Raw genomic sequence first — 22,666 nt, 5'->3', positions numbered from 1 at the left:
TAAACAGCTGTTCTCGATGAAGGCGGAGTATCGTCCTACTGCTCGCCCGGCAGCGAAGCCGAGTAGAAAACCGCCCAAGGCCTCCAGGTGGACTCGCCTACAAATCCAGCACCAGCCGTGCGCTCTTCGACCGTGAGCAGCACGGCGTGAACTGGTCGTTCGCCGCCTGCTCCGCCTCGGTCATGAACAGATCCCGATGATCCGGTTCGCCCTCCAGCACGCGGGTCAGGCAGGTGCCACAGATGCCCTGCTCGCAGGACAGCGGAACGATCACGCCCGCCGCTTCCAGCACCTGGGCGACGCTCTGGTCGGCAGGCACCTGAAGCACCTGCCCGCTGCTGCTCAGTTGGACCTCGAAGCTGCCGTCGTCCGCCTGCGTGGTGGGCGCTGCGCTGAAGTATTCTCGGTGAAGGTTCGCTTCGTCCCACCCCTGCGCCTTCGCCGCGCCCAGCACGTGGTCCATGAAGCCGCCAGGGCCGCAGACGTACAGGTGCGTGCCCTCGGCCGGCTCGGACAACAGCGCCGATGCGTCCAGAGGCTCGCCACCCTTGCCGTCGTCGAAATGGAAATGCACGCGGTCGCTGAAGGCGGCCTGGCACAACCGATCGACGAAGGCCGCGCGCTCGGCGGAGCGCGCGCAATAATGCAGCTCGAAATCAGCGCCCAGGTTGGCCAGCCGCTCGGCCATGCAGAGGATCGGCGTGATGCCAATGCCACCGGCGAACAGCAGGCTGCGCCGCGCTTCGTGCACCAAAGGGAACAGATTGCGTGGCTCGCTGATCTGTAGCCGGACGCCTTCGGTCAGCGTATGGGCGGCTGCGGAGCCGCCGCGCGACGCGGGATCCTTCAGCACGCCGATCTGGTAGCGGTGGAATTCGTCAGGGTGGTTACATAGCGAGTACTGGCGGATCAGCCCGCCCGGCAGATGCAGGTCGATGTGCGAGCCCGCGCTGAAGGCCGGTAACGGCGCGCCATCGTCACGCACCAGCTCGATGCCGACGATATCCAGCGCTTCCTGCCTGCACGCGGCGACCCTGACGGTGATCATGCCGCACCTCCACCTACGACCTTAACCGGCACGACACCGGGATCGGATTCGTCGGCGATGAGCCGGTCGAGGATCTTGCGCGCCTGGACGCCCCCCGCGTCGATATTGAGCTTGAGCAGATTGCGATCGGGATAGGCCAGCAGGTTGCGCTGCTGACGCTCGAGCATCTCGAGGTCTTCGGAGAAGATCTTGCCCTGCCCCTCACGGATCGACTCGGTCAGCGCCTGATCGTGCGAGTTGAAACTGCGCGCCATGCCCCAGAAGTACCAGATCGAGGTCTCAGTCTCGGGGGTGATGAAGTCCACTACGATGCTCGAGGCCTTGTACTTCGGGTCGGCGTCGTAGCCGCCGTGGCCGGCATGGGCAACGCCGACTTCGATCAGGACGTGGCTCGGCGGGCTGAAGCGGCAGATCTGCCAGCGGTCCACGGGCACGTCGTCGGCCAGGTTGTTGCCACGCAGCGCCATCTGCCAGAACGGCGGCGGCATGATGTTTTCCATGTGCCGGGCGGTGGTTACGGTGTCGCCATCCACTGTGGTCCTGGGTGCCGCCTCGTCGATTTCCTTCTGGCCGATGCTGGAGGCATGGACGTAAGTCTCGTGGGTCAGGTCCATGAGATTGTCGATCATCAGCCGGTAGTCACAGCCGATGTGGAACAGTCCGCCGCCATAGGCCCAGTCGGGGCTGTCTGCCCATTCCAAATGATGGATGAGAGCCGGATCGGCCTTGGCCTGGTCGCCTGGCCATACCCAAATGAAGCCGTAACGTTCCTCGACCGCGAACGACTTGTTGCATGGGAAGCCGCGCACCCGCTGGCCAGGCATGGAGACGGTGCTGCCATCGCAGCCCATGACCAGGCCGTGATAGCCACAGACCAGATTGCCGTTCTCGACATACCCTAGCGACAGAGGCGCGCCGCGGTGCGGGCAGAAATCCTCCACCGCCGCGACACGTCCTTCATGGCCGCGATAGAAGACGATGCGCTCACCGCAGATCATCCGGCCTAGCGGTTTGCTGTCGATTTCATCGGGGGTGCAGGCGACATACCAAGCGTTCTTGGGGAACATCACGGCCTCCTATGGGGCTTTGTTATCGTTGTATTGGATCCAATTAAGCCCGACGAAAAACTTACCCGTCAACCACTCACCGCAACCCCAATCGACGAGCGGCCGGATTCGGCTGGGTTAGAATGCGCCCTTCATCCTCTGCACGGCAGACGCCACGCCATGAGCAAGCCCGGCCAGCATGTACTGATCACCCTGCGTAAAATGATCGCCTCGGGGGAGCTCTCGGCAGGAGAACGGCTCGCCGAGATCCCGACCGCAGAGTCCCTCGGCGTCTCCCGCATGCCGGTGCGCATCGCCTTTCGCACGCTGGAGCAGGAAGGGTTGCTGAGCAAGGCCGGGGCGCGTGGCTACGTCGTTCGGGCCGTCAGCCCCGACGAGATCGCGGGAGCCGTGGAGATTCGTGGCGTGCTCGAAGGTCTCGCCGCGCGCCAGGCCGCCGAGCGCGGCCTCCCACCGGAGATCCGCGCCGCTCTGGAACAGTGCTTGGAAGACGGCGACGCGCTGTTCGCCAAGGGCTATGTCACCGAAGAGGACCTGGAGATCTATCACGACGTCAACCTGCGCTTTCATCGACTCCTGCTCGAGGCCAGCGGTAATCCGGCGATCGCTGTCACCCTGGCGCGGAACGAGAACCTGCCGTTCGCCTCGGTCAGCGCCCTGGCGGTGAACCTTAGCGACCTGACCCGTGAGTTCCGCCGTTTCAACTTCGCCCACATGCAGCATCACACCCTGGTCGACGCCTTGGTCCACGGCCAGAGCGCGCGCGCCGAACTGATCATGCGTGAACACGCCAACGTCACACTGCGTTATCGGGAAATGCTCAGCGCACCGCACAAGGATCAGGTCACCATCCTCAGGAAATGATTCGTTCGATTACCGAACCAATGTCACTTTCGCTTATTGATCAATGGATCCATTAGTGAAAAGTTAGCCCTCGCCTACAAAAATAATTACGAGGATCGCCGTCATGCCGTGTCTTGCGTCCGCTGTCGCCTACCCACCCGCCCTGAAGGTTTCTCCCCGTCGCCCGCTCGACTCGACGCACTGACGGAGAACCTGCCCCATGAATAACCAATTGCGTCACGCCGTAGACAACGGTTCGATGAACCGCTTCCAATGGACCGCCATCGGCATCTGTATCGTGCTGAACATGATCGATGGCTTCGATGTGCTGGTCATGGCATTCACCGCGGCCTCGGTATCCGCCGAATGGGACCTCGGCGGCGCGGAAATCGGCGCGCTGCTGAGCGCCGGGCTGTTTGGCATGGCCGGAGGCTCGTTGTTCATCGCCCCCTGGGCCGACCGCTTCGGACGTCGGCCGCTGATCCTGTTCTGCCTCGCCCTTTCCGGCACGAGCATGGTGCTGGCCGCCTACAGCCAGAGCCCCACTCAACTGGGCCTGCTGCGCATGATCACCGGCCTCGGCATCGGCGGCATTCTGGCCAGCAGCAACGTCATCGCCAGCGAATACTCGAACAAGCGCTGGCGTGGCCTGGCGGTGAGCCTTCAATCGACCGGTTACGCGCTGGGCGCCACCTTTGGCGGCATGATCGCGGTCTATCTGCTGGGGCAGTTCGGCTGGCGTTCGGTGTTCTTGCTCGGCGGCGTGGCGACTCTCGCCGCCATCCCCCTGACCGTCCTGTGCCTGCCGGAGTCCGTCGATTACCTCATTTCCCGACGCCCAGCCAATGCGCTGGCGCGCCTCAATGAGCTGGCCCTACGCCTCGGACACCCCCCGCTCGACTCAATGCCCGTCGCCAGCGACAGTCCGTCCACCGCCAGCGGCACCTTCAAGCGGCTGTTCGCGCCGGACCTACTGAGCAGCACGCTGCTGTTGTGGCTCGCGTTCTTCCTGGTGATGTTCGGCTTCTACTTCGTCATGAGCTGGACGCCGAAGCTGCTGGTGTCCGCCGGCCTTTCCGCCGAACAAGGCGTCACCGGCGGCGTGCTGCTGAGCGTCGGCGGCATCTTTGGCTCTACCCTGCTCGGCCTCGCGTCGGCCCGCTTCAAGCTGCACCACATCCTTGCGCTGTTCATGATCGTGACCGCCATCCTGCTGGCCGTTTTCGTCAGCACCACCTCTCACCTGACCACCGCCTTCGTCATCGGCGCCCTGATCGGTCTGTTCGCCAACGGTTGCGTCGCCGGGCTGTACGCCGCCTCTCCGCTGGTCTACGACGCTTCGGTCAGGGCCACCGGGGTAGGCTGGGGCATCGGCATCGGCCGCATCGGCGCGATCCTCTCGCCGCTCGTGGCCGGCCATCTGATCGACGCCAACTGGCACCCCAATCAGCTGTACATCGCCTATGGCGTTGTCTTCGTGGCCGCCGCCTGCGTCGTGCTGATGTTCCGCCTGCCTGCGTCCCGTCCGGCGGTCGCGCTCGGCTGATCATCGAAGCCGCGTCCAGATACGGCGCCACTCATCGCGCCGGGCGCTTGTAGGCGTCCGGCGCTCCCCATGGAGCCCGCTAGCTAGCCTGAAATGCTAAGCCGCAGCCAGATGCACCTGGGGACGCAACCCAGCACGCGCTGCAAGCTTGATCAGCTGATCAATGCTTAGTCTGCCGATCTTGCCATTTTTTAATATCGGAAACCCTCGCCTGAGTTGTATCCAGCCGCTCCGCAGCCACCGTTTGTGTCAGTCCGGAGCCTGCCAACCACGCTTGCAGCCCTTCGAGCAGCACTGCCCGAGCCTTCAGCTCAGCCGCCTCCTCGGGGGAAAACAGATCATCGAATGCACTGGTAGCCATAGCTCACCTCCTAGACTTGAGCAAGATCGCTCCGCAAAACAACTATGCAAAATTGTGCATTTGAGCAGGCATGAACTCATACACGCTTAGCCTTCCCAAACGGAGTCCGCTCGTGCTGCTCAGATGCCGATTGATGGCTCCCGCACTATCGCGCCTTCTGACCCGCGGTTTCGAGCGCACCAGGCCCGCCAACTCAGTTTCGCGCGGCCTCAAGCAAGCCTGAGCGACCGGCTCTCGATCGAAGGTCTGGCTTTTCTTGATAAACTACCCTCCTTTCGCGCATCGATCTTGGTCTGCGCAGTCATAACCATCGTCATCATCCTTGCGCGGTCGCGCCGTAATCGTCTCCCTTTCCCGATGCTACAAAACCAAGCGCAGCTACGATGTAGCACGCCGAAAAGGGCAGGAACGGGCGAAATTAGCCGAAAATCAGACAAAGCACATGCACGCAAAATCAGCCGCTAAGCCAACAACCACGCCGGATAGCCCATCCCGCCGCTTCTCCGTCGCCCCGATGATGGACTGGACGGACCGCCATTGCCGTTTCTTCCTTCGGCTGCTGTCCCGGCACGCGCTGCTCTATACCGAGATGGTCACCAGCGGCGCACTGCTCCACGGTGATGCGCCGCGTTTCCTGCGTCACGACGAGGCCGAACACCCCCTCGCCCTTCAGCTTGGCGGCAGCGTGCCGGACGAGCTCGCGCGCTGCGCGCGGATGGCCGAGGACGCCGGCTACGACGAGGTCAACCTCAACGTCGGCTGTCCCAGCGACCGCGTGCAGAACAACATGATCGGCGCCTGCCTGATGGCGCATCCCGCGCTGGTGGCCGAATGCGTGGCGGCGATGCGCGACGCGGTGGGCATCGAGGTCACGGTCAAGCACCGGATCGGCATCAACGGCCGCGACAGCTACGCGCAACTGCGCGACTTCGTGGGACAGGTCAGCGAGGCCGGTTGCCGCAGCTTCACCGTGCATGCGCGGATCGCCATCCTCGAGGGGCTTTCGCCCAAGGAGAACCGCGAGATACCGCCCCTGCGCTACGACGTGGCGGCGCAGCTCAAGACGGACTTCCCGGCCCTGGAGATCATCCTCAACGGCGGGATCAAGACGCTCGAACAGTGCGCCGAGCACCTGCAGCGCTTCGATGGCGTGATGCTGGGCCGCGAGGCGTACCAGAATCCGTACCTGCTGGCGCAGGTCGATCAGCGCCTGTTCGGCAGCAGCGCGCCGGTAATCAGCCGCACGCAAGCCCTCGAACAGCTGCGCCCTTATATCGAACGCCACCTGGCCGAAGGCGGCGCGATGCATCACATCACCCGCCACGTGCTGGGCCTGGCCCAGGGATTTCCCGGCGCGCGGCGCTTTCGTCAGCTACTTTCCGTCGACGTACACAAGACCGACGACCCGCTGGGGCTGTTCGACCAGGCGGTCGGGTTGCTCGACGGTCGTTAGAACGCTGCGATCGGACGCATCGCGGAACATGGCGGATGCGAGCCGATCAAAGCCCAGTCGCGCCCCATCCGCCGCCCGTTGAGCGGGTCGAACGGGTCGGGTAAGGTCAAGCCACTCACAGCACAGAGCGCCCCCGATGACTTCCAAGCTGGAACAACTCAAGCAATACACCACGGTCGTTGCCGACACCGGCGACCTCGACGCGATCGAGCGCCTCAAGCCGGTCGACGCCACCACCAACCCGTCGCTGCTGCTCAAGGCCGCTTCCCTGCCCCGTTACAACGAGCACCTGAAGGCCGCCATGGGCCGCTGCGAAGGTGACATCGGCATGGCGTGCGACCTGTTCGCCGTCGCGGTGGGCCAGGAAATCCTCAAGCTGATCCCGGGTCGGATTTCCACCGAGGTGGACGCGCGCCTGTCGTTCGACACCGAGGCGATGCTGCAGCGCGCCGAGCGCCTGATCGGGCTGTACGAGCAGGCCGGCATCGGCCGCGACCGCGTGCTGATCAAGATCGCGTCCACCTGGGAAGGCATTCGCGCGGCCGAGCAACTGGAAAAGGCCGGCATCCAGACCAACCTGACGCTGCTGTTCTCCTTCACCCAGGCGGTGGCCTGTGCCGAGGCCGGGGTGTTCCTGATCTCCCCCTTCGTCGGCCGGATCTACGACTGGTACAAGAAGGCCGAGGGCCGCGACTACGTCGGCGCCGAGGACCCGGGCGTGCAGTCGGTCAGCCGCATCTACGACTACTACAAGACCCACGGCTACGACACGGTGGTGATGGGCGCGAGCTTCCGCAACATCGGCCAGATCGAAGCGCTGGCCGGCTGCGATCGCCTGACCATCAGCCCCGAGCTGCTCGGCCAGCTGGCCGACGAGCAAGGCACCCTGGAGCGCAAGCTGTCGCCCGCCAAAGGCACCCAGGCACGCATCAGCCTCGACGAGAGCGGCTTCCGCTGGGGGCTGAACGAGGATGCGATGGCCACGGAGAAACTGGCCGAGGGGATTCGCCAGTTCGCTCGTGATCAGGAAAAACTCGAAGCGCTGCTGCCAGGCAAGGCCTGATCAGGTTCGTTCCAGCGCACTGACGAGGTCACGGAAGGCCTCGCGGTTGGATTCGTTGAGGCTCATCAGGATACGGTGGGCCTCGAGCACTTTCGCCTTGACCACCTCTTCGGACTGATCCTGCGTCGGCAGGTCCGCCAGGCATTCGGACTTCGGCAGCGGGCGGTCGATGATGTTGAACACCTGGTCGAACCCCATCGATTGCAGCAGCCGCGTGATGTCCTCGTGGGTGGTCACCACCGTTGGCAGTAGGCCGACCTTTTGCCGCGACAGGATCGAGAGCTTGGCCAGCAGGCCGAGGGTCGTGCTGTCGATACTGCGCGTCTCGGTCAGATCGATGACGATCGACGAGAAGTTGAGCGCAGTGAAGATCTTTTCGATCGTGGCATCCAGCGCCGAGCAGAGCGTCAGGCGGATTTCGCCGACGAACTTCAGGACGAAGGTGCCGTCCAGCTCGGCGAACTGGATTTTACCGGTACTCATGCAAGGTTCCTGCTCAGCACTAGCAAGGCGATATCGTCGGGCATGTCACTGAGATCGGCCAGACCGAACACCCGACGCAAACCATCCAGCGTACCGCCCGCGGACGCGACAAGGCCGGGCAGTGCGGATTCCTTTTCTTTGAGTGTCTCTCCGGGCAAAAGGTCCAGAATGCCATCAGAAAGCAGGGTCAGGCTGAAGGACTCCGGCAGCTCTAGCTCGTAGTCTTCATAGGTCGCTTCGTTGAACAGCCCCACCGGCAACCCCCTGCCCTGCAGGTAGCTGCCACTGCCGTTGGTGAACAGCACCGGCAACGGCAGATGCCCGCCGATGCTGTAGTGCAGGATGCCGCGCTCTTCGTCGATGACACCGCCGAGCATCGTCACGTGCTTGCCCAGCTTGCAGTTGATCAGCCCGCGGTTGATGTGATCGAGCACCTCGGACGGCTTGAACTCGCGCAGCACGCCGTTACGGCGCGATTCGTAGAGCAGGCGGGTGGTCATGAACTTGAGCAGCACCGTCACGAACGCCGAGGACGCGCCGTGGCCGGAGACGTCGGCCAGGTAGAACACTACCCGCCGGTCATCGACCCTGAAGTAGTCCACGAAGTCGCCCGACAGGTACAGCGAGGGGATGATCTGGTGGGCGAAGTGGAAGGCGTCGGCGCTCCAGGGGGTGACCGGCAGCATGTTCATCTGCACCTGGCGTCCGGCGTTCTGGTCTTCCTGCAGCAGGTTGAGGCTGGCCTGCAGGTCGCGGTTGGCCGATTCGAGCTGCTCGCGGTAGCGGCGGTTTTCCAGGCGCAGCCGCGAACGGTCCAGCGCGCGGCGCACCGAGTGTTCGAGCATTGCCAGGTCTTCGAGGGGCTTGATCAGGTAGTCGGCGGCGCCCAGGCGCAGCGCCTCGACCGCATCGCTCATCACGCCGGCACCGGACACGACGATGACCGGCAGATCGGCCTGGCGTTCGCTGACGAGACGGATGAGCTCAAGGCCATCCATCTGCGGCATGCGCAGGTCGCAGATCACCAGGTCGGGATGTTCGGCGTCGAACAGCTCAAGGCCCTTGGGGCCATTGGCCGCCTGCAGGACGCGAAATCCACTGTCATCCAGATAGGCCGCCAGACTGGCTCGGACCACATCGTCGTCATCTATGATCAGGAGCGTGGCGCTTGGGTTGTGCATGTTCCTACCAGGCGGAATTCGCCAGGACGCTTGGCGAAAGCATCGGCCCTGCGGCGGACGCCGGACCGGGTTCGTTTCAAGGCGCAGACGGTACTCCCATACGATCGGTGTTTCAAGCGTGCGCCAGTGCGCGGAGCGTGGGTTTACAGCGGCATTTGGCCAGGGTTATAACCGTTCGCCGAGGCGCTTAAACAAGAGGAAACAGGATGAGCCAGGGTGAGCGGGACTATAGCGAAAAGCGGGATTTCATCCGCATGCGCATCGAAAGCAAGGTGGTTCTGGTGCAGGGAGATCAACGCATCGAGGCGCTTTGCCTGGACCTTTCCAGCACGGGAATGCAAGTCGAAGCGACGTCGAGCCTGAACATGGGGGACAAGGTCCGCGTGCTGATCCCATCGGAACACAGCGAGCTAAAGGGGCTGGACGCAGAGACCGAGGTCGTCCGGGTACAGCAGCTGGACGACGGGCGTCAGAGCCTGGGCCTGGCCATCCTGGCCATGGACTGAAAACCTTCGATGAGCGTGACCTCTCACGCTCATCCCTCCCCGCCACGCCCCCGCCAGTCGACTAGAAGTCGTCTTCCACCACGCCATCGTTGACGCGGAACTCGCGATTCTGCAGGTAGGCGTTCCGTACGAAAATGTAACGATCTCCCTGGATCATCCGCTCGGTCTGCAGCAGGCCTGCACGGGTGTCGACGGTGTTGACCGCAAGGGTGACGTTGCGGGTCGGCACGTGGTCGATGTAGGGGTAAGGCTGCAGGAAGCTGTCGGGCACCCGGCCGAAGGTGTCGCGCACCGAACTCGGACCGAGCAACGGCAGGACCACGTACGGCCCGCTGCCAAGGCCCCAGGCGCCAAGCGTCTGGCCGAAGTCTTCGTCGTTCTTCTGCAGCCCCATGCGGCTGGCCACGTCGAAGAAACCCAGCACGCCGAAGGTGGTGTTGAACAGGATACGGCTGGTGTCGACGCCGGCATCCCTGACCTTGCCCTGCAGCAGGTTGTTGGTCAGGACCACCACATCGCCGAGGTTGCTGAACACGTTACCGATGCCGTCCTCGAGAAACTGCGGCGTGACCGCCTGGTAGCCGCGCGCCAGGGGCTTGAGCGTATAGGTATCGACCGTGTCGTTGAAGGCGAACACCGCACGGTTGACGCCCTCCCAGGGATCCTCCTCGGCGGCCTGCAGCGAGGAGCCCGTCGCCGCGAAGGAAAGAAACAGCGCGGCCTTGATATAACCGGCCCAGCCAGCACCTGTTTTCGTCATTGCAGTTTCCCTCCGGATGAAATAGTGCGGCGGACCCGCCGAGCGAAGGCGCGAGTATAAAGCCAAGCATCGCGGCGTAGCAGTAGCCCGCGCACAAATGCCGAACCCTGGAGCGGTCGACGTCGCCGGCGCCATCGTTCGAGCGCCCGTAACGCCTGGTTGCAAAGAGGCAGGCCGTCGGCGCGGCGCTGGATTACGCTAGTTCAAAGCGGACCTTTGCGCAGCCTCAGCTGTCCATCAGCTAACCAGGAGGAAGCACCATGCCGAGACAAGAACTACGCGTCCAACTCGAAGAGTTGCGCAGTCAGCTCGCTCAGGACACGCCGATGAGCGAGGAAGAACGCGCGTCGCTGGAGGCGCTCACGCAGGACATCGAGCTGCGACTGGCCAACGAGGAAAGCGCGCCAGTGGCCGACGATTCGTTGGTCGACGGCGTCAACCTGGCCGTGGAGCGATTCGAGGTCAGCCATCCCAACACCGCCATGACCTTGCGCAACATCATGCAAAGTCTGGTCAGCATGGGTATCTGATACCCCGGCGCCCGCCCTGCAGGCGGGCGCCACCTTTCATTGCCTGGCCAGCCGGCCGTTGTCGATCGTCAGCGCGTGGGTGCTGCGGTACGGGTTGATGTCCAGGCCGCCACGACGCACATAGCGCGCATACACCGTCAGCCGATCCGGCTGCAGCAGGCGCTGCAGGTCGAGGAAGATCCGCTCCACGCATTGCTCGTGAAAGTCGGCATGCTGGCGAAAGCTCACCAGGTAGGCGAGAAAGCTGGCGTGATCGAGGGCGAAGCCCTGATAGTCCACGACCACCGTTCCCCAGTCCGGCTGCTGCGTCACCGGGCAGTTGGACTTGAGCAGATGGCTGTGGAGCACGTCCGCCGTGCGCACCTGCTCATCGCAACGCAACAATTGCGGGCGAGGCTGATCGTACCCCGGCACCTCGATGTCCAGATCGTCGATGCATACCCCGGGTGCCCGGACCAGCGCCATGCCCTGGACTTCGTCCAGGCTGCGCACCCGCACCTGCACGGCGGCGCCCGCGGCAGCCGAAAGATCGGCCGCCAGCGTGGCTTCGAGTTGCGCTCGATCGGCGAAGACGCTCTGGTTCAGCGAGTTCAGATACAGCTTGAAGGACTTGGACTCGATGATGTTCGGCGAGTCGGCGGGTATGGCGAATTCACCGATCGCCACCACCGGCTTGCCCGATGGCGTGAGCCACGACAGCTCATAACAGTTCCACAGGTCCGCGCCCGTGTAGGGCAGCGTCTGGGCCGTCAGCCCCAGCTCCGCCCACTTGGTGGCCCGAGAGATGGGAAACAGCAGCCCCGGCGTGTAGGTCGAGACGTATTCGCTGGACTTGCCCAGCGGCGAATGTTCGGCGGGATGGTGCATGGAGCGGGCCTGGCGATGCTGAAAAAGGGCGCCAGTATACCGCCCTGCTCCGCCGTGCGGCCCGCCGCCACCGCCCAGGTGACGTACAGCGAGGTTGACGGGCGAGCCGCTGCCCGTCCGCCAGCCCCAGGCCCGGTTACTGACGCATGCCCCGCCCGCTCTTGAGCAGGCGGATGCAGACCCCGTAAAGCACGGCGGCCGCGACCAGCATGAAGGCGATGGCGACGCCGATGCGAATGTCCGAGACCCCCAGGATGCCGTAGCGGAAGGCGTTGACCATGTGCAGGATCGGATTGGCCATCGACAGCGACTGCCAGAACGGCGACAGCAGGTTGATCGAATAGAACACCCCGCCCAGGTAGGTCAGCGGCGTCAGCACGAAAGTCGGGATGATCGAGATATCGTCGAAGTTGCGCGCGAACACCGCGTTGACGAAGCCGCCCAGGGCAAAGATCGTCGCCGTCAGGGTGATCACCAGCAACGTGACGCCCAGGTGATGGACCTGCAGGTTGGTGAAGAACATCGACAGCAGCGTGACGATGAAGGCCACCGCCAACCCCCGCGTGATACCGCCGAGGGCGAAGCCGATCAGGATCACGTGGGGCGACACGGGGGACACCAGCAGCTCTTCGATGGAGCGCTGGAACTTGCTGCTGAAGAAGCTCGACACCACGTTGCTGTAGGAGTTGGTGATGACCGACATCATGATCAGCCCCGGCACGATGTAGTCCATGTAGCTGAACCCGTCCATCTCGCCGATGCGGTTGCCGATCAGGCTGCCGAAGATGACGAAGTACAGCACCATCGTGATCGCCGGCGGCAGCAGCGTCTGCGGCCAGATGCGGGTGTAGCGACGGATCTCCCGGTGAACGATGGTTTGCAGGGCGACCAGGTTGTAGCGCACTTCGTTGCTCATTTGGCCACCTTGTCCAGGTTGTTCTCCACGAGGGACACGAACAGCTCCTCCAGCCGGTTGGTCTTGTTGCGCAGGCTCAGCACCTCGATGCCCTGGGCCCCGAGCAGGCGAAACAGCTCGTTCACGCCCTGGGTCTTCTCGACCTGCACCTCGAGGGTGTGATGATCGACCAGGCGCGAGGCGTATCCGGTCAGCTGCGGCGCCACCAGCTGCGACTCCTTCAGGTCGAGCAGGAAGGTCTCCACGTGCAGCTGCTTGAGCAGCTCGCGCATGCTGGTGTTCTTGACGATATGGCCGCGGTCGATGATGCCGATGTTGCGGCAGAGCTGTTCGGCCTCTTCCAAATAGTGGGTGGTCAGGATGATGGTGATCCCCTCCCGGTTGAGCTCGGTGAGGAACGACCACATCGAGCGGCGCAGCTCGATGTCCACGCCCGCGGTGGGTTCGTCGAGGATCAGCAGCCGCGGCCGGTGGATCAGCGCACGGGCGATCATCAGCCGCCGCTTCATGCCGCCGGACAGCATCCGCGAGGACACGTCACGCTTGTCCCACAGGCCCAGCTGCGTCAGGTACTGCTCGGCGCGCTCCTTGGCCACCTTGGCCGGGATGCCGTAGTAGCCGGCCTGGGTGACGAGGATGTCGAAGGCCTTCTCGAACTGGTTGAAGTTGAACTCCTGGGGAACCACGCCCAGGCAGCGCTTCAAGCCCGCCGGATCGCGATCCAGGTCGTGGCCGAACACGTTGACCGTGCCGCCGGACTTGTTCACCAGCGTGGAGAGGATGCCGATGGTGGTGGACTTGCCGGCCCCGTTGGGGCCGAGCAGCGCGAAGAAATCGCCTTCGGCCACGTCCAGATCGATGCCCTTGAGGGCCTGGAAGCCATTGCCGTAGGCCTTGGTAAGCTGCCGGATGGACAGAGCAGAACTCATAGAAGATGCACGCAACGCGGAAGGAAGCCTTCTACATAAGGGCGGCGTCCGGCAAATGCAACCGCAGGTTTCAACCGACCGCCCTCGCTGCCGGCATCGAGCGCGCCAGGGCTGCGCGTACGAACTCAACCCGCGCGCCACGGGTCATTATCCTATCCGCGACCCGCGTCGCCATTGGCCGCCACCACCGCATCACCGCGGGTTCCGGCGGCTCGCCCTCGACGCCTCGCCCACAAGGAGAACCGCATGACCCTGATATGGTTGCTCGCCCTGCTGCTCGGCATTGCCGTCCTTGCCCACCTGCGGGTTTCGCCGCTGCCGGCGCTGGTGCTCGTCGCCGTCTACTTGCTGGTGATGGGCTCGGCCTACGAAACGCCCGTGTGGCTGATGCTGATCCTCTGGCTCGTCTGGCTCGCGGTGGCGGTGCCGCTGCTGATGCCGGACCTGCGTCGGCGCCATTTCAGCGCACCGATGTTCGACTGGTTCAAGAAGGTCCTGCCGCCGATCTCCGACACCGAGCGCGACGCCATCGACGCCGGCACCGTCTGGTGGGACGGCGAGCTGTTCAGCGGCCGCCCCGCCTGGGACACCCTGCTCGGCTATCCCGCCGCGCGCCTGACCGACGAGGAACAGGCCTTTCTCGACGGCCCCACCGAAACGCTCTGCGCCATGGTCAGCGACTGGGACATCGCCCAGCGCATGGACCTTCCGCCAGAAGCCTGGGCCTACATCAAGGAACAGGGCTTCTTCGCCCTGATCATCCCCAAGGAATTCGGCGGCAAGGGCTTCTCGGCCTATGCCCATTCGCAGATCGTGATGAAGCTCGCCACCCGCAGTGGCGACCTGGCGACCACGGTGATGGTGCCCAACTCCCTCGGCCCCGCCGAGCTGCTGCTGCACTACGGCACCGATGAGCAGCGCAACCATTACCTGCCGCGCCTGGCCAACGGCACCGACATCCCCTGCTTCGCCCTGACCGGCCCCTATGCCGGTTCCGACGCCGGTGCGATGAACGACAGCGGCGTCATCTGCCGCGCCCTCTGGCAGGGCGAGGAAACCATCGGCCTGCGCCTGAACTGGGAAAAGCGCTACATCACCCTCGGCCCGGTGGCGACCCTGCTCGGCGTGGCCTTCAAGACCTATGACCCCGAGGGCCTGCTGGGCGGCGAGGTCGAGCTGGGCATCAGCCTGGCGCTGATTCCCACCGACACCGAAGGCGTGCAGATCGGCCGGCGCCACCTGCCCCTGGGCGCCGCGTTCATGAACGGGCCGAACTGGGGCAAGGACGTCTTCGTGCCGCTGGACTACATCGTCGGTGGCCGCGACATGATCGGCAAAGGCTGGATGATGCTGATGAACTGCCTCTCCGTCGGGCGCTCCATCTCCCTGCCGGCGATGGGCACCAGCGCGGCCAAGACCTGCAGCTACGTCAGCGGCCGCTACGCCTCGATCCGCGAGCAGTTCAACGTCCCGCTGGCCGCCTTCGAAGGCATCCAGGAGCCGCTGGCCCGCATCGGCGGCAACGCCTGGCTGATGGACAGCGCCCGCATCCTCACCGCCAACGCGGTCGATCTCGGCGAAAAGCCGTCGGTGCTCTCGGCCATCCTCAAGTACCACCTCACCGAGCGCGGTCGCGATTGCATCTCCGACGCCATGGACATCCACGGCGGCAAGGGCATCATCTCGGGTCCCAACAACTACCTCGGCCGCGCCTGGCTGTCGGCGCCGATCTCGATCACCGTCGAGGGCGCGAACATCCTTTCGCGCAACCTGATGATCTTCGGCCAGGGGGCGATCCGCTGCCATCCGTTCGTGCTGCGGGAAATGGAGCTGGTGCACGAGCCGGATCGCGACGCGGCCATCACCAGGTTCGACGAGCTGCTGATGGAGCACATCGGCTTCGCGGTCAGCAACGCCGCCAGCACCCTGGTGCTCGGGCTCACCTTCGGGGTGGCCGGGCGCGTTCCCGGCAACGCGCTGGTACGCCCGTACTTCCGCGCGCTGAACCGGCTCGCGGCGGCCTTCGCGCTGCTCGCGGACCTGTCGATGATGCTGCTCGGTGGCGAGCTCAAGCGTCGCGAACGGCTCTCGGCACGGCTCGGCGATGTGCTGAGCCACATGTACCTCGCCTCGGCGGCGCTCAAGCGATACCACGACCTGGGCTATCCGGCGGAGCAGGAAGCCCTGTTGCGCTGGGGGTTGGAAGACAGCCTGGCCAAGGCCGAACAGGCACTGGCCGGCATCCTGTCGAACTTCCCCAACCGTCTGCTCGGTGGCCTGCTCCACCTGCTGGTATTCCCGTTCGGCGCTCGCCACAAGGGGCCGTCCGATGAGCTCGACGCCGAAGTCGCGGCCATCCTCGGGCGCTCCGAAGGCGATCCGGCCCTGGAACGGATCCTCGATGGCGTCTATCGCCCCCATGATCCGCAGCAGCCGCTGGGCGCGCTGCGACATGCCTTCGAGCAACTGGCCGCCAGCCAGGGCCTCTCGCGCAAGCTGCACAAGGCGCTCAAGAGCGGCGCGCTGAAGCCTTCGCCCGGAGAGGACCCCATCGCCGCGGCGCTGCTCGCCGGCGTCATCAGCGATGCCGAAGCGCTGCAGCTGACCGCCGCCGAAGCGGCGCGACGCACCGTGATCAGCGTGGACGATTTCGCCAAGGAGGAGCTCGAACTCACCCCGGGACGCATACGCTAGCCCCGCCACCCATACCCGGGCGCGCATGCCTATAATCGCGCCCCTCACACGACAGAGGTGCCCAATGGCCAATCCGTATCTTGATCATCACCTGGCCCTGCTGGCCCACCTGCGCGGCATCCTGCTCGCCATGGGCGAGAACGAACAGGTCTCCGAGGAGAGCCATGCCTTGTTTCTGGAGCGCTTCGACGAGCTGCTCGCCGCCTTGCCGAACGTGCCCGAAGAACGCCACCTGGGCCAGGACATGATCTGCCAGGTGTTCCACCGCTACCCGCAGATCGCCCACCTGGTGCCGCGCGACCTGTTGTGGTTCTTCGGCGGCGACTGCCTGCACTACATGCCCGACGAGGAAATCGCGGTGTTCCAGGAACTCGAGGAACGTCGCTACGAGGCGGAACAGAACGACGAACCCTTCGACTGGAACCGGGAAAAACAGCTGCTGACCCTGCCCGACCAGAGCTCCCAGCACTGACAGGAAAAGCCCGCGCAAGCGGGCTTTTTCATTCGGCCCCCTCGAATGCCGGAAACGAGAACGCCGCCCTTCGAGGCGGCGTTTTCGCGGAAACAACGCTCAGATCACGCGGCCCGGCACCGCCTCAACGCGTCCTTAGAGGTACTCGACATTGCCATCGACGCTGATCGCCTGGCCGGTGATGTTGACGGCGGCCTGGGACGACAGGAACAGCGCCATGGCCGCAACGTCCTCCATCGTCACCATCCGGCGCAGCGAGATCTTCTCCAGGTACTGCTCACGCATGGACTCGAAGCTGACGTCCATCGCCCTCGCCCGCGCGTCGATGACCCGGTCCATCCGCTCGCCCGCCACGACACCGGGCAGGATCGCGTTGATGCGCACGTCGTGCGGCCCCAGTTCGTTGGCCAACGACTTCATCATCCCGACGATGGCCCACTTGCTCGAGGCATAGGGCGTCCTGAAGGGATACCCCAGCCGTCCGGCCACCGAGGACATGGCGATGATATGGGGGTTCCGCTTCGACGCCTTCAGCAACGGAACCGCTTTTTTCAGGAAATAGAACTGGCTGTTGAGGTTCGTCGAAATCGTCTGCTCCCACGCCTCGGCCTCCAGCTCCTCGATATTCCCCGTCGGACCGGCGATGCCCGCGTTGTTGACCAGCACGTCGATGCCGCCGAGCCGCGAGACCGCCTCGTCCATGACGCGGTCGACATCCGCCTTGTTGCCGACATCCGCCACGCCGGCGTGGATTCCGGGGTATTCCCGCGTCATCCGCTCGACCGCGCCCGGGTCGATGTCGCAGACGTACACCTGTGCATCCACCTCGTGGAATGCCCGGGCGATGACGGCGCCGATCCCCGCGGCGCCTCCGGTGATGACCACTTTCAGGTTCGCTGGCGGTGTCAGCAGATCGACGATCTTCATGAGGCTCTCCTTGTTATTGGGCAACGGGTTCTGCCATCAGCGGACGCGGCTCGGTACCGATTGCCCGTGCCAGCAGCGGCACCAGCAGCAAACCCAGCACCGCGGCGGCCACGATCACCTGGAAACCGGACGAGCTGGAGCCCGACGCCTTTTCCATCAGCCCGAACAGGTATGGCCCGACGAAGCCGCCCAGCAGGCCGATGGTGTTGATGAACGCAAGGCCCGCGGCGGCCTGGATGCCCTGCAGACGTTTCATGGCGATGGCCCAGTAGATCGGCAGCACGCCGCCGGCGAAGAAGGCCGTCGCGGTGAACAGCGCGATGCGTACCGGCGGCGCGTCGAACAGGGTGAAGGCCACGGCGCTTGCGATAAGACCGCAGGTGAACAGCGCCAGGCAGAAGCAATCGCGGTCGATCTTGCGGTGAATCCTCGGCAGCACCATGACCCCGGCGAAAAAGCCGATCCCGACACTGCTCGACAGCAGGCCGACGGTCAACGGCGAAGTGATCTGCATCTGCTGGATGATCGAAGGCGTGAAGAACACCAGCCCCACGAACGCCACCTGGTTCAGGAAGTAGATCAGCCCGATCAGGATGGTCGTCGGTCGTTTCAACGCCTTGCCCCAATGGCCGGAATATTCATGCGACTCGGCGTGACCGGGGAGCTGTGCATGGGCCTCGAGGGACTCGGCCTGGGCCTGGGTCAGCCAGCGGGCATCACGAGGACGCTCGGGCAGCTTGAACCACAGGACCACGCCGAGGATGACGCTCGGCAGCCCTTCGATCAGGAACATCCATTGCCAGCCGTGCAGCCCGCCGATGCCGTCCATCTTCATCAGCGCCCCGCCGATGGGGTTGCCGATGACCAGCGCCAGCGCCGGCGCCAGGTAGATCCAGCCGATGGCGATGGCGCGGTCCTTGGGCGCGAACCACAGGGTGACCATGTACATGAGCGCGGGAAACAGGCCCGCCTCGGCGATGCCCAGCAATAGCCGGAGCATGTAGAAGGACCACTCGCCCTGGACGAACATCATCGCCGAGGACAGGGTGCCCCAGGACACGGCGATCCGGGCGATCCAGCGACGCGGCCCGATGCGGTGGGCGATCAGGTTGCTGGGCACCTCCAGCAGCGCATAGCCCAGAAAGAAGATTCCCGCCCCGAGGCCGTAGGCGGCCGCGCTGATGCCGAGGTCGGCATTCAGCGCCTCCTTGGCCAGCGCAACGTTCGTGCGGTCCAGATAGGACATGAAGTAGATGGCGCACATCATCGGGATGAGCCGGGTCATCGCGCGCCGGGTGGCCAGCCAGTGGGTATCCGCGGTATCGAGCATTGTCATGGTGAAACCTCTTTTTATTTTTCTTGGCGGGTTCGAACAACGAACTCAAAGGTGAACGTTGTGCTTGCCTTTGAGGCCAAGCATCTGCCGGGCGTCCTCGGGCGTCGCGATCTCGTAGGACAACTCTTCGAGAATGTGGCGGACCTTGCGCACCTGCTCCGCATTGCTCCGGGCCTTTACGCCCTTGGCCAAGTAGATGCTGTCTTCCAGGCCGACACGCACGTTGCCGCCCAGGATGGCGCCCATCGTCACGAACGGCAGCTGGTGCCTTCCGGCGCCCAGGATGGAAAACGCGTAGTTCTCGCGCCCGAACAGGCGATCGGCCGTGGCGCGCATGATCGTCAGGTTTTCCGGGTCCGCGCCCAGGCCGCCGAGAATGCCGAAGCAGGACTGGATGAACAGCGGTGGCTTGACCAGCCCCTGCTCGACGAAATAGGCCAGGTTGTAGAGATGGCCAACGTCATAGCATTCGAACTCGAAGCGGGTCCCGTACTCGCCGAGCTCCAGCATGATGGCCTTGATGTCCTTGAAGGTGTTCTTGAACACCACATCTTCCATGCCTTCGATGTGTTCCCTTTCCCAGTCGTGCTTCCACGAGGAAATCTTCCGGGCGATCGGGTGGATCGAAAAGTTCATCGACCCCATGTTCAGGGAACAGAGCTCCGGCTTGGCGAGCAGCGGATAGGCCAGACGCTGCGCCAGCGTCATTCGCGTGCTGCCGCCGGTGGTGATGTTGATGATGGCGTCGGTCGCCCGGGCGATCGCCGGAACGAACTGGCTGAACACCTCCGGATCCGGCGTCGGCCGGCCATCCTGGGGGTCGCGCGCATGCAGGTGCAGGATCGCCGCCCCGGCTTCGGCCGCCTCGATCGACTGCCGCTCGATTTCGTCGGGGGTGAGCGGAAGGTGTTCGGACATCGACGGCGTGTGGGTGGCGCCGGTTATCGCGCAGGAAATGATGACTTTACGGCTCGGCTGGCTCATTGACGTGACCTGTATTGTTATTGGATTTGCAGGCGCGTTCGAGACCCACGGCTTGCTCGAACGCTTTCTTTACGGAGCAGCTTATGGAATTTTCAACTCGCCGGAAGATCATTACCGGACAGAAATGAATCCCTAAGGGACACCGCACAGGAGTGACCCGATGCCGCCGAAAAAGCCGCTGTTCAACGAACGCATCTACGCCCCCTACAAGATCGCCGCGCTGGTGGAGGTGCTCGCCGAACAGGGCATCGCACCGGCCGACAGCCTGAAGGGCAGCGGCGTGACCGAGGACGAGATCAACGACGCGACGGCACTGACCTCGGTCCGCCAGTACGCCACCGTGTGCGGCAACGCGGTGACCCTTTCGAAGGACCCTGCCACGCCCTTCAAGACCGGCGCCCGCCTCCACCTGTCCGCCTACGGCATGTACGGCTATGCGCTGATGTCCTGCCTTTCGCTGCGCGACTATTTCAGGCTGGGCGTGAAATACCACTCGCTGGCCACGCCGACGCTGACCATCGAATGGCAGGAATACGAGGACGAAGCGGTATGGACCTTCCCCGACGCGTCCAACCCGAGCCCCTCGAGGGAAATCAAACAGTTCTGGATCGAACAGCAGTTCACCCAGCACGTCACCCATCTTCAGGATGTGTTCGGCAGGAGCTGCCCGCCCACCAAAGCCTGTTTTTCCTACCCGGCCCCGGCCCATGCAGAGATCTATCCGCAGTACCTGGGTTGCCCGTGCATCTTCGATCACGACCAGTGCGAGCTGCACTACGACAGCTCGATCCTCGACCAGAAACCCCACCTGGCCCACCGGCTGACGGCGACCGTGCTGCAAGATACCTGCGACCGGCTGATCGGCCAGGCCAAGGTGGATTCAGGAGTGTCAGGCGAGGTCTACCAGATGATGATGCAGACCCCCGGAGCCTTTCCCAGCATGGACGTGGTGGCCGAACGGTTGCACATGACCATCCGCACGCTGCGCCGCAAGCTCCTGGAAGAAGGTACCTCGTTCGTCGCCATCACCGACGATGTGCGCTGCTCGCTGGCCATCGAATACCTCAAGACCACGGTCATGAGCACCGACGACATCGCCCTGCTCCTGGGCTTCTCGGAACCCACCAACTTCCGGCGGGCATTCAAGCGATGGACCGGCAAGACCACCAAGGACTACCGCCAGGGCTGACGCTCGCTGCCGGCCGACGTCCGGCTGGCAGAAGGAATCTGCTCCGCTGGCGGGTGGCACTGCACCGGCCGGAATCGGCATCGGGCCCGTTCGCGGTCAAGACTCGGCGTCCCCGACCGCTCCCACGAATCCTGCGGGTATGGCGCCCAGCCGCCGATCGAGCAGGCACCTCCGTGGAGCGGTCTTGACCGCGAACTCTTCAGCGCACCGGTAGGCACCTCTTCGTCAGTGCATCGCCGCGCCGGCGCCCTGCTGGTATTCCCGTGGCGTGCAGCCGAACTCGCGGCGAAACACCGTGTGCAAGTACTGCGCCGATTTGAAGCCGCAGCTGCGGGCGATATCGGCGATCGCCGAGTCGGTGCGTTCCAGCCCGCTGGCCGCGGCGGCGAGTTTGAAGCGCAGGATCTCGTCGTGCACGCTGCGCCCGCGCACCTTGCGAAAGTGCGACTCCAGTGACGAACGCGATACCCCCACGTACCCGGCCACCTGCGCGGTCTTGATGCCCTGGCAGGCGTATTGGCGGATGAAGAGCATGGCCTGCATGACATAGGGGTTGCCCAACGGCTGATGCAGGCTCGAAGCCTGCACGTTGATCGCATCCGGTGGCACCAGGATCTGCATGCCCCTGGACGGCATGCCGTGCAGCATCTGGTGAAGCAGGTGCGCGGCGGTCCGGCCCATGGTTTCGGTCCCCTGGATCACCGAACTCAGCGGCACCCGCGTCAGGCTGCGGGTCAGGGGATCGTTGTCGATGCCGATCAGCGCCACCTGTTCCGGCACGGCGATGCCGGCGGTCAGGCAGGCCTGCAGCAACTGCCGGGCACGGGCGTCACTGACGGCGATGATGCCGATGGGCTTGGGCAGGCTTTGCAGCCAGGCGATCTGCTGTTCGACGGCGGTGTCCCAGAGCGGCGCGCTGGTGCCCAGGCCCCGGTAGATCTCGGCATGCAGGCCATCGCGCTGCACCAGGCTGCGAAAGGCCTTTTCCCGTTCCTGGGCCCAGCGATTGGCCTGCGCCTCGGGCAGGCTGAAGCAGGCGAAGCGCGTCAGCCCCGCCTCGATCAGGTGCTGGTAGGCCAGCTTCATCAATGCGAAATTGTCGGTGGCGACATAGGGAATGCGCATCGGATAGGCACCCACGTCCTGGTACGAACCGCCCACCGCCACCACGGGGAGCCCGATGCCGGCCAGCGCCTCGCCGATCTGCGGGTCGTCGAAGTCGGCGATGATCCCGTCGCCCTGCCAGCGCTCGATGCCTTTCAAGCGACAGAGAAAGTCTTCTTCGAGGAACAGATCCCAGGACGCACGGGTGCTGCTCAGGTAGTTGCCGATGCCGCTGATGATGCCGCGGTCGTAGATCTTGCTGCCGTTGAACAGCAGCGCAATGCGGTGAGCGGGCGGTACGGTCTTCATCGTTCTGCCTGGGCCATCGACACGGAGTGACCTCTTCAGGCTAGGCGCGCGGACGGGCAATCTCAATACGCAAAATCGAACTGCGCCTTGGTGATTTT

The 22,666-nt window shown here is 64.3% G+C and carries 22 protein-coding genes; 9 read left to right on the top strand and 13 right to left on the bottom strand.

Annotated elements, in window-relative coordinates; translation table 11 throughout:
- Positions 1-97: 97 nt before the first annotated feature.
- Both DN824_RS15485 and DN824_RS15480 read right to left on the bottom strand, forming a co-directional pair.
- Positions 98-1,048, bottom strand: coding sequence for a PDR/VanB family oxidoreductase (locus DN824_RS15485; RefSeq protein ID WP_138409307.1), 951 nt, complete (start codon positions 1,046-1,048; stop codon positions 98-100).
- Complete coding sequence (locus DN824_RS15480; RefSeq protein WP_138409306.1) at positions 1,045-2,115, bottom strand: aromatic ring-hydroxylating oxygenase subunit alpha; 1,071 nt, start codon at positions 2,113-2,115, stop codon at positions 1,045-1,047. Before DN824_RS15480 ends, DN824_RS15485 begins: the two co-directional genes overlap by 4 nt.
- 159 nt (positions 2,116-2,274) lie before the next feature.
- On the opposite strand from DN824_RS15480, the gene DN824_RS15475 reads away from it, so the two are divergent.
- Together DN824_RS15475 and DN824_RS15470 are read left to right on the top strand one after the other, a co-directional pair.
- Positions 2,275-2,979, top strand: coding sequence for a GntR family transcriptional regulator (locus DN824_RS15475; RefSeq protein ID WP_138409305.1), 705 nt, complete (start codon positions 2,275-2,277; stop codon positions 2,977-2,979).
- 199 nt (positions 2,980-3,178) lie between these two features.
- Positions 3,179-4,504, top strand: a complete 1,326-nt coding sequence (locus DN824_RS15470) for an MFS transporter (protein ID WP_138409304.1) — start codon at positions 3,179-3,181, stop codon at positions 4,502-4,504.
- Between the two features lie 160 nt (positions 4,505-4,664).
- Here the strand turns inward: DN824_RS15470 and DN824_RS15465 are convergent, their stop codons facing one another.
- Positions 4,665-4,865 carry an XRE family transcriptional regulator gene (locus tag DN824_RS15465; protein ID WP_138409303.1) on the bottom strand — a complete coding sequence of 67 codons (201 nt, stop codon included), beginning with the start codon at positions 4,863-4,865 and terminating at the stop codon, positions 4,665-4,667.
- A gap of 442 nt (positions 4,866-5,307) precedes the next feature.
- On the opposite strand from DN824_RS15465, the gene dusA reads away from it, so the two are divergent.
- Both dusA and tal read left to right on the top strand, forming a co-directional pair.
- Complete coding sequence (dusA, locus tag DN824_RS15460; protein WP_138409302.1) at positions 5,308-6,318, top strand: tRNA dihydrouridine(20/20a) synthase DusA; 1,011 nt, start codon at positions 5,308-5,310, stop codon at positions 6,316-6,318.
- Positions 6,319-6,454: 136 nt separating this feature from the next.
- Entirely contained in the window at positions 6,455-7,381 is a 927-nt protein-coding gene (gene tal / locus DN824_RS15455; RefSeq protein ID WP_138409301.1) for a transaldolase, read from the top strand.
- Here the strand turns inward: tal and rssC are convergent, their stop codons facing one another.
- Positions 7,382-7,864, bottom strand: a complete 483-nt coding sequence (rssC, locus tag DN824_RS15450) for an anti-sigma factor antagonist RssC (RefSeq protein WP_138409300.1) — start codon at positions 7,862-7,864, stop codon at positions 7,382-7,384.
- On the bottom strand, positions 7,861-9,045 hold the full coding sequence (rssB, locus tag DN824_RS15445; protein WP_138409299.1) for a two-component system response regulator RssB: 1,185 nt from the start codon (positions 9,043-9,045) through the stop codon (positions 7,861-7,863). The genes rssC and rssB overlap by 4 nt, the downstream gene beginning before the upstream one ends.
- Before the next feature lie 206 nt (positions 9,046-9,251).
- Here rssB and DN824_RS15440 point away from each other — a divergent pair, with 206 nt between their 5' ends.
- Positions 9,252-9,551, top strand: a complete 300-nt coding sequence (locus DN824_RS15440) for a PilZ domain-containing protein (RefSeq protein WP_138409298.1) — start codon at positions 9,252-9,254, stop codon at positions 9,549-9,551.
- Between the two features lie 61 nt (positions 9,552-9,612).
- On the opposite strand, the gene DN824_RS15435 is transcribed toward DN824_RS15440, so the two are convergent.
- On the bottom strand, positions 9,613-10,311 hold the full coding sequence (locus tag DN824_RS15435; protein ID WP_138409297.1) for an MlaA family lipoprotein: 699 nt from the start codon (positions 10,309-10,311) through the stop codon (positions 9,613-9,615).
- Between the two features lie 260 nt (positions 10,312-10,571).
- Between DN824_RS15435 and DN824_RS15430 the strand changes: the two genes are divergently transcribed.
- Positions 10,572-10,841: a DUF4404 family protein gene (locus tag DN824_RS15430; RefSeq protein ID WP_138409296.1), complete on the top strand. Its 270-nt coding sequence runs from the start codon at positions 10,572-10,574 to the stop codon at positions 10,839-10,841.
- Positions 10,842-10,877: 36 nt separating this feature from the next.
- On the opposite strand, the gene queF is transcribed toward DN824_RS15430, so the two are convergent.
- The 3 genes from queF to DN824_RS15415 form a co-directional block, all read right to left on the bottom strand.
- A complete protein-coding gene (gene queF, locus DN824_RS15425) occupies positions 10,878-11,708 on the bottom strand; it encodes an NADPH-dependent 7-cyano-7-deazaguanine reductase QueF (RefSeq protein ID WP_138409295.1) in 831 nt (276 codons plus the stop codon).
- Between the two features lie 136 nt (positions 11,709-11,844).
- Positions 11,845-12,624 (bottom strand): ABC transporter permease, encoded by a 780-nt coding sequence (locus DN824_RS15420; protein WP_138409294.1) that lies wholly within the window; start codon positions 12,622-12,624, stop codon positions 11,845-11,847.
- Positions 12,621-13,553, bottom strand: a complete 933-nt coding sequence (locus tag DN824_RS15415; protein WP_138409293.1) for an ABC transporter ATP-binding protein — start codon at positions 13,551-13,553, stop codon at positions 12,621-12,623. The genes DN824_RS15420 and DN824_RS15415 overlap by 4 nt, the downstream gene beginning before the upstream one ends.
- 246 nt (positions 13,554-13,799) lie before the next feature.
- Here DN824_RS15415 and DN824_RS15410 point away from each other — a divergent pair, with 246 nt between their 5' ends.
- Together DN824_RS15410 and DN824_RS15405 are read left to right on the top strand one after the other, a co-directional pair.
- Positions 13,800-16,247, top strand: coding sequence for an acyl-CoA dehydrogenase (locus DN824_RS15410; protein WP_138409292.1), 2,448 nt, complete (start codon positions 13,800-13,802; stop codon positions 16,245-16,247).
- Between the two features lie 64 nt (positions 16,248-16,311).
- Positions 16,312-16,719 carry a PA2817 family protein gene (locus DN824_RS15405; RefSeq protein WP_138409291.1) on the top strand — a complete coding sequence of 136 codons (408 nt, stop codon included), beginning with the start codon at positions 16,312-16,314 and terminating at the stop codon, positions 16,717-16,719.
- A 135-nt stretch (positions 16,720-16,854) separates the two neighbouring features.
- Here DN824_RS15405 and DN824_RS15400 read toward each other — a convergent pair whose 3' ends face one another.
- From DN824_RS15400 to kce, 3 genes are read right to left on the bottom strand one after another with little or no spacing between them, the layout of a single operon-like run.
- Positions 16,855-17,646, bottom strand: a complete 792-nt coding sequence (locus tag DN824_RS15400; protein ID WP_138409290.1) for an SDR family oxidoreductase — start codon at positions 17,644-17,646, stop codon at positions 16,855-16,857.
- A gap of 13 nt (positions 17,647-17,659) precedes the next feature.
- Positions 17,660-18,982 (bottom strand): MFS transporter, encoded by a 1,323-nt coding sequence (locus DN824_RS15395; protein WP_138409289.1) that lies wholly within the window; start codon positions 18,980-18,982, stop codon positions 17,660-17,662.
- A 45-nt stretch (positions 18,983-19,027) separates the two neighbouring features.
- Entirely contained in the window at positions 19,028-19,966 is a 939-nt protein-coding gene (gene kce / locus DN824_RS15390; RefSeq protein ID WP_138409288.1) for a 3,5-dioxohexanoate:acetyl-CoA acetone transferase, read from the bottom strand.
- A 160-nt stretch (positions 19,967-20,126) separates the two neighbouring features.
- On the opposite strand from kce, the gene DN824_RS15385 reads away from it, so the two are divergent.
- Complete coding sequence (locus tag DN824_RS15385) at positions 20,127-21,155, top strand: AraC family transcriptional regulator (RefSeq protein WP_138409287.1); 1,029 nt, start codon at positions 20,127-20,129, stop codon at positions 21,153-21,155.
- 225 nt (positions 21,156-21,380) lie between these two features.
- Here the strand turns inward: DN824_RS15385 and DN824_RS15380 are convergent, their stop codons facing one another.
- Positions 21,381-22,568 carry a XylR family transcriptional regulator gene (locus tag DN824_RS15380; RefSeq protein WP_138409286.1) on the bottom strand — a complete coding sequence of 396 codons (1,188 nt, stop codon included), beginning with the start codon at positions 22,566-22,568 and terminating at the stop codon, positions 21,381-21,383.
- Between the last annotated feature and the right edge of the window lie 98 nt (positions 22,569-22,666).

It is taken from the genome of Stutzerimonas nosocomialis (assembly GCF_005876855.1).
Classification (GTDB): Bacteria; Pseudomonadota; Gammaproteobacteria; order Pseudomonadales; family Pseudomonadaceae; genus Stutzerimonas; species Stutzerimonas nosocomialis.
This window is presented reverse-complemented; position numbering and strand designations above follow the sequence as displayed.

What these genes read in the sequence shown, in the direction of transcription:
- DN824_RS15485 (WP_138409307.1), bottom strand. Translation starts at nt 1,048, where the DNA reads ATGATCACCGTCAGGGTCGCCGCGTGCAGGCAGGAAGCGCTGGATATC.
- DN824_RS15480 (WP_138409306.1), bottom strand. Translation starts at nt 2,115, where the DNA reads ATGTTCCCCAAGAACGCTTGGTATGTCGCCTGCACCCCCGATGAAATC.
- DN824_RS15475 (WP_138409305.1), top strand. Translation starts at nt 2,275, where the DNA reads ATGAGCAAGCCCGGCCAGCATGTACTGATCACCCTGCGTAAAATGATC.
- DN824_RS15470 (WP_138409304.1), top strand. Translation starts at nt 3,179, where the DNA reads ATGAATAACCAATTGCGTCACGCCGTAGACAACGGTTCGATGAACCGC.
- DN824_RS15465 (WP_138409303.1), bottom strand. Translation starts at nt 4,865, where the DNA reads ATGGCTACCAGTGCATTCGATGATCTGTTTTCCCCCGAGGAGGCGGCT.
- dusA (WP_138409302.1), top strand. Translation starts at nt 5,308, where the DNA reads ATGCACGCAAAATCAGCCGCTAAGCCAACAACCACGCCGGATAGCCCA.
- tal (WP_138409301.1), top strand. Translation starts at nt 6,455, where the DNA reads ATGACTTCCAAGCTGGAACAACTCAAGCAATACACCACGGTCGTTGCC.
- rssC (WP_138409300.1), bottom strand. Translation starts at nt 7,864, where the DNA reads ATGAGTACCGGTAAAATCCAGTTCGCCGAGCTGGACGGCACCTTCGTC.
- rssB (WP_138409299.1), bottom strand. Translation starts at nt 9,045, where the DNA reads ATGCACAACCCAAGCGCCACGCTCCTGATCATAGATGACGACGATGTG.
- DN824_RS15440 (WP_138409298.1), top strand. Translation starts at nt 9,252, where the DNA reads ATGAGCCAGGGTGAGCGGGACTATAGCGAAAAGCGGGATTTCATCCGC.
- DN824_RS15435 (WP_138409297.1), bottom strand. Translation starts at nt 10,311, where the DNA reads ATGACGAAAACAGGTGCTGGCTGGGCCGGTTATATCAAGGCCGCGCTG.
- DN824_RS15430 (WP_138409296.1), top strand. Translation starts at nt 10,572, where the DNA reads ATGCCGAGACAAGAACTACGCGTCCAACTCGAAGAGTTGCGCAGTCAG.
- queF (WP_138409295.1), bottom strand. Translation starts at nt 11,708, where the DNA reads ATGCACCATCCCGCCGAACATTCGCCGCTGGGCAAGTCCAGCGAATAC.
- DN824_RS15420 (WP_138409294.1), bottom strand. Translation starts at nt 12,624, where the DNA reads ATGAGCAACGAAGTGCGCTACAACCTGGTCGCCCTGCAAACCATCGTT.
- DN824_RS15415 (WP_138409293.1), bottom strand. Translation starts at nt 13,553, where the DNA reads ATGAGTTCTGCTCTGTCCATCCGGCAGCTTACCAAGGCCTACGGCAAT.
- DN824_RS15410 (WP_138409292.1), top strand. Translation starts at nt 13,800, where the DNA reads ATGACCCTGATATGGTTGCTCGCCCTGCTGCTCGGCATTGCCGTCCTT.
- DN824_RS15405 (WP_138409291.1), top strand. Translation starts at nt 16,312, where the DNA reads ATGGCCAATCCGTATCTTGATCATCACCTGGCCCTGCTGGCCCACCTG.
- DN824_RS15400 (WP_138409290.1), bottom strand. Translation starts at nt 17,646, where the DNA reads ATGAAGATCGTCGATCTGCTGACACCGCCAGCGAACCTGAAAGTGGTC.
- DN824_RS15395 (WP_138409289.1), bottom strand. Translation starts at nt 18,982, where the DNA reads ATGACAATGCTCGATACCGCGGATACCCACTGGCTGGCCACCCGGCGC.
- kce (WP_138409288.1), bottom strand. Translation starts at nt 19,966, where the DNA reads ATGAGCCAGCCGAGCCGTAAAGTCATCATTTCCTGCGCGATAACCGGC.
- DN824_RS15385 (WP_138409287.1), top strand. Translation starts at nt 20,127, where the DNA reads ATGCCGCCGAAAAAGCCGCTGTTCAACGAACGCATCTACGCCCCCTAC.
- DN824_RS15380 (WP_138409286.1), bottom strand. Translation starts at nt 22,568, where the DNA reads ATGAAGACCGTACCGCCCGCTCACCGCATTGCGCTGCTGTTCAACGGC.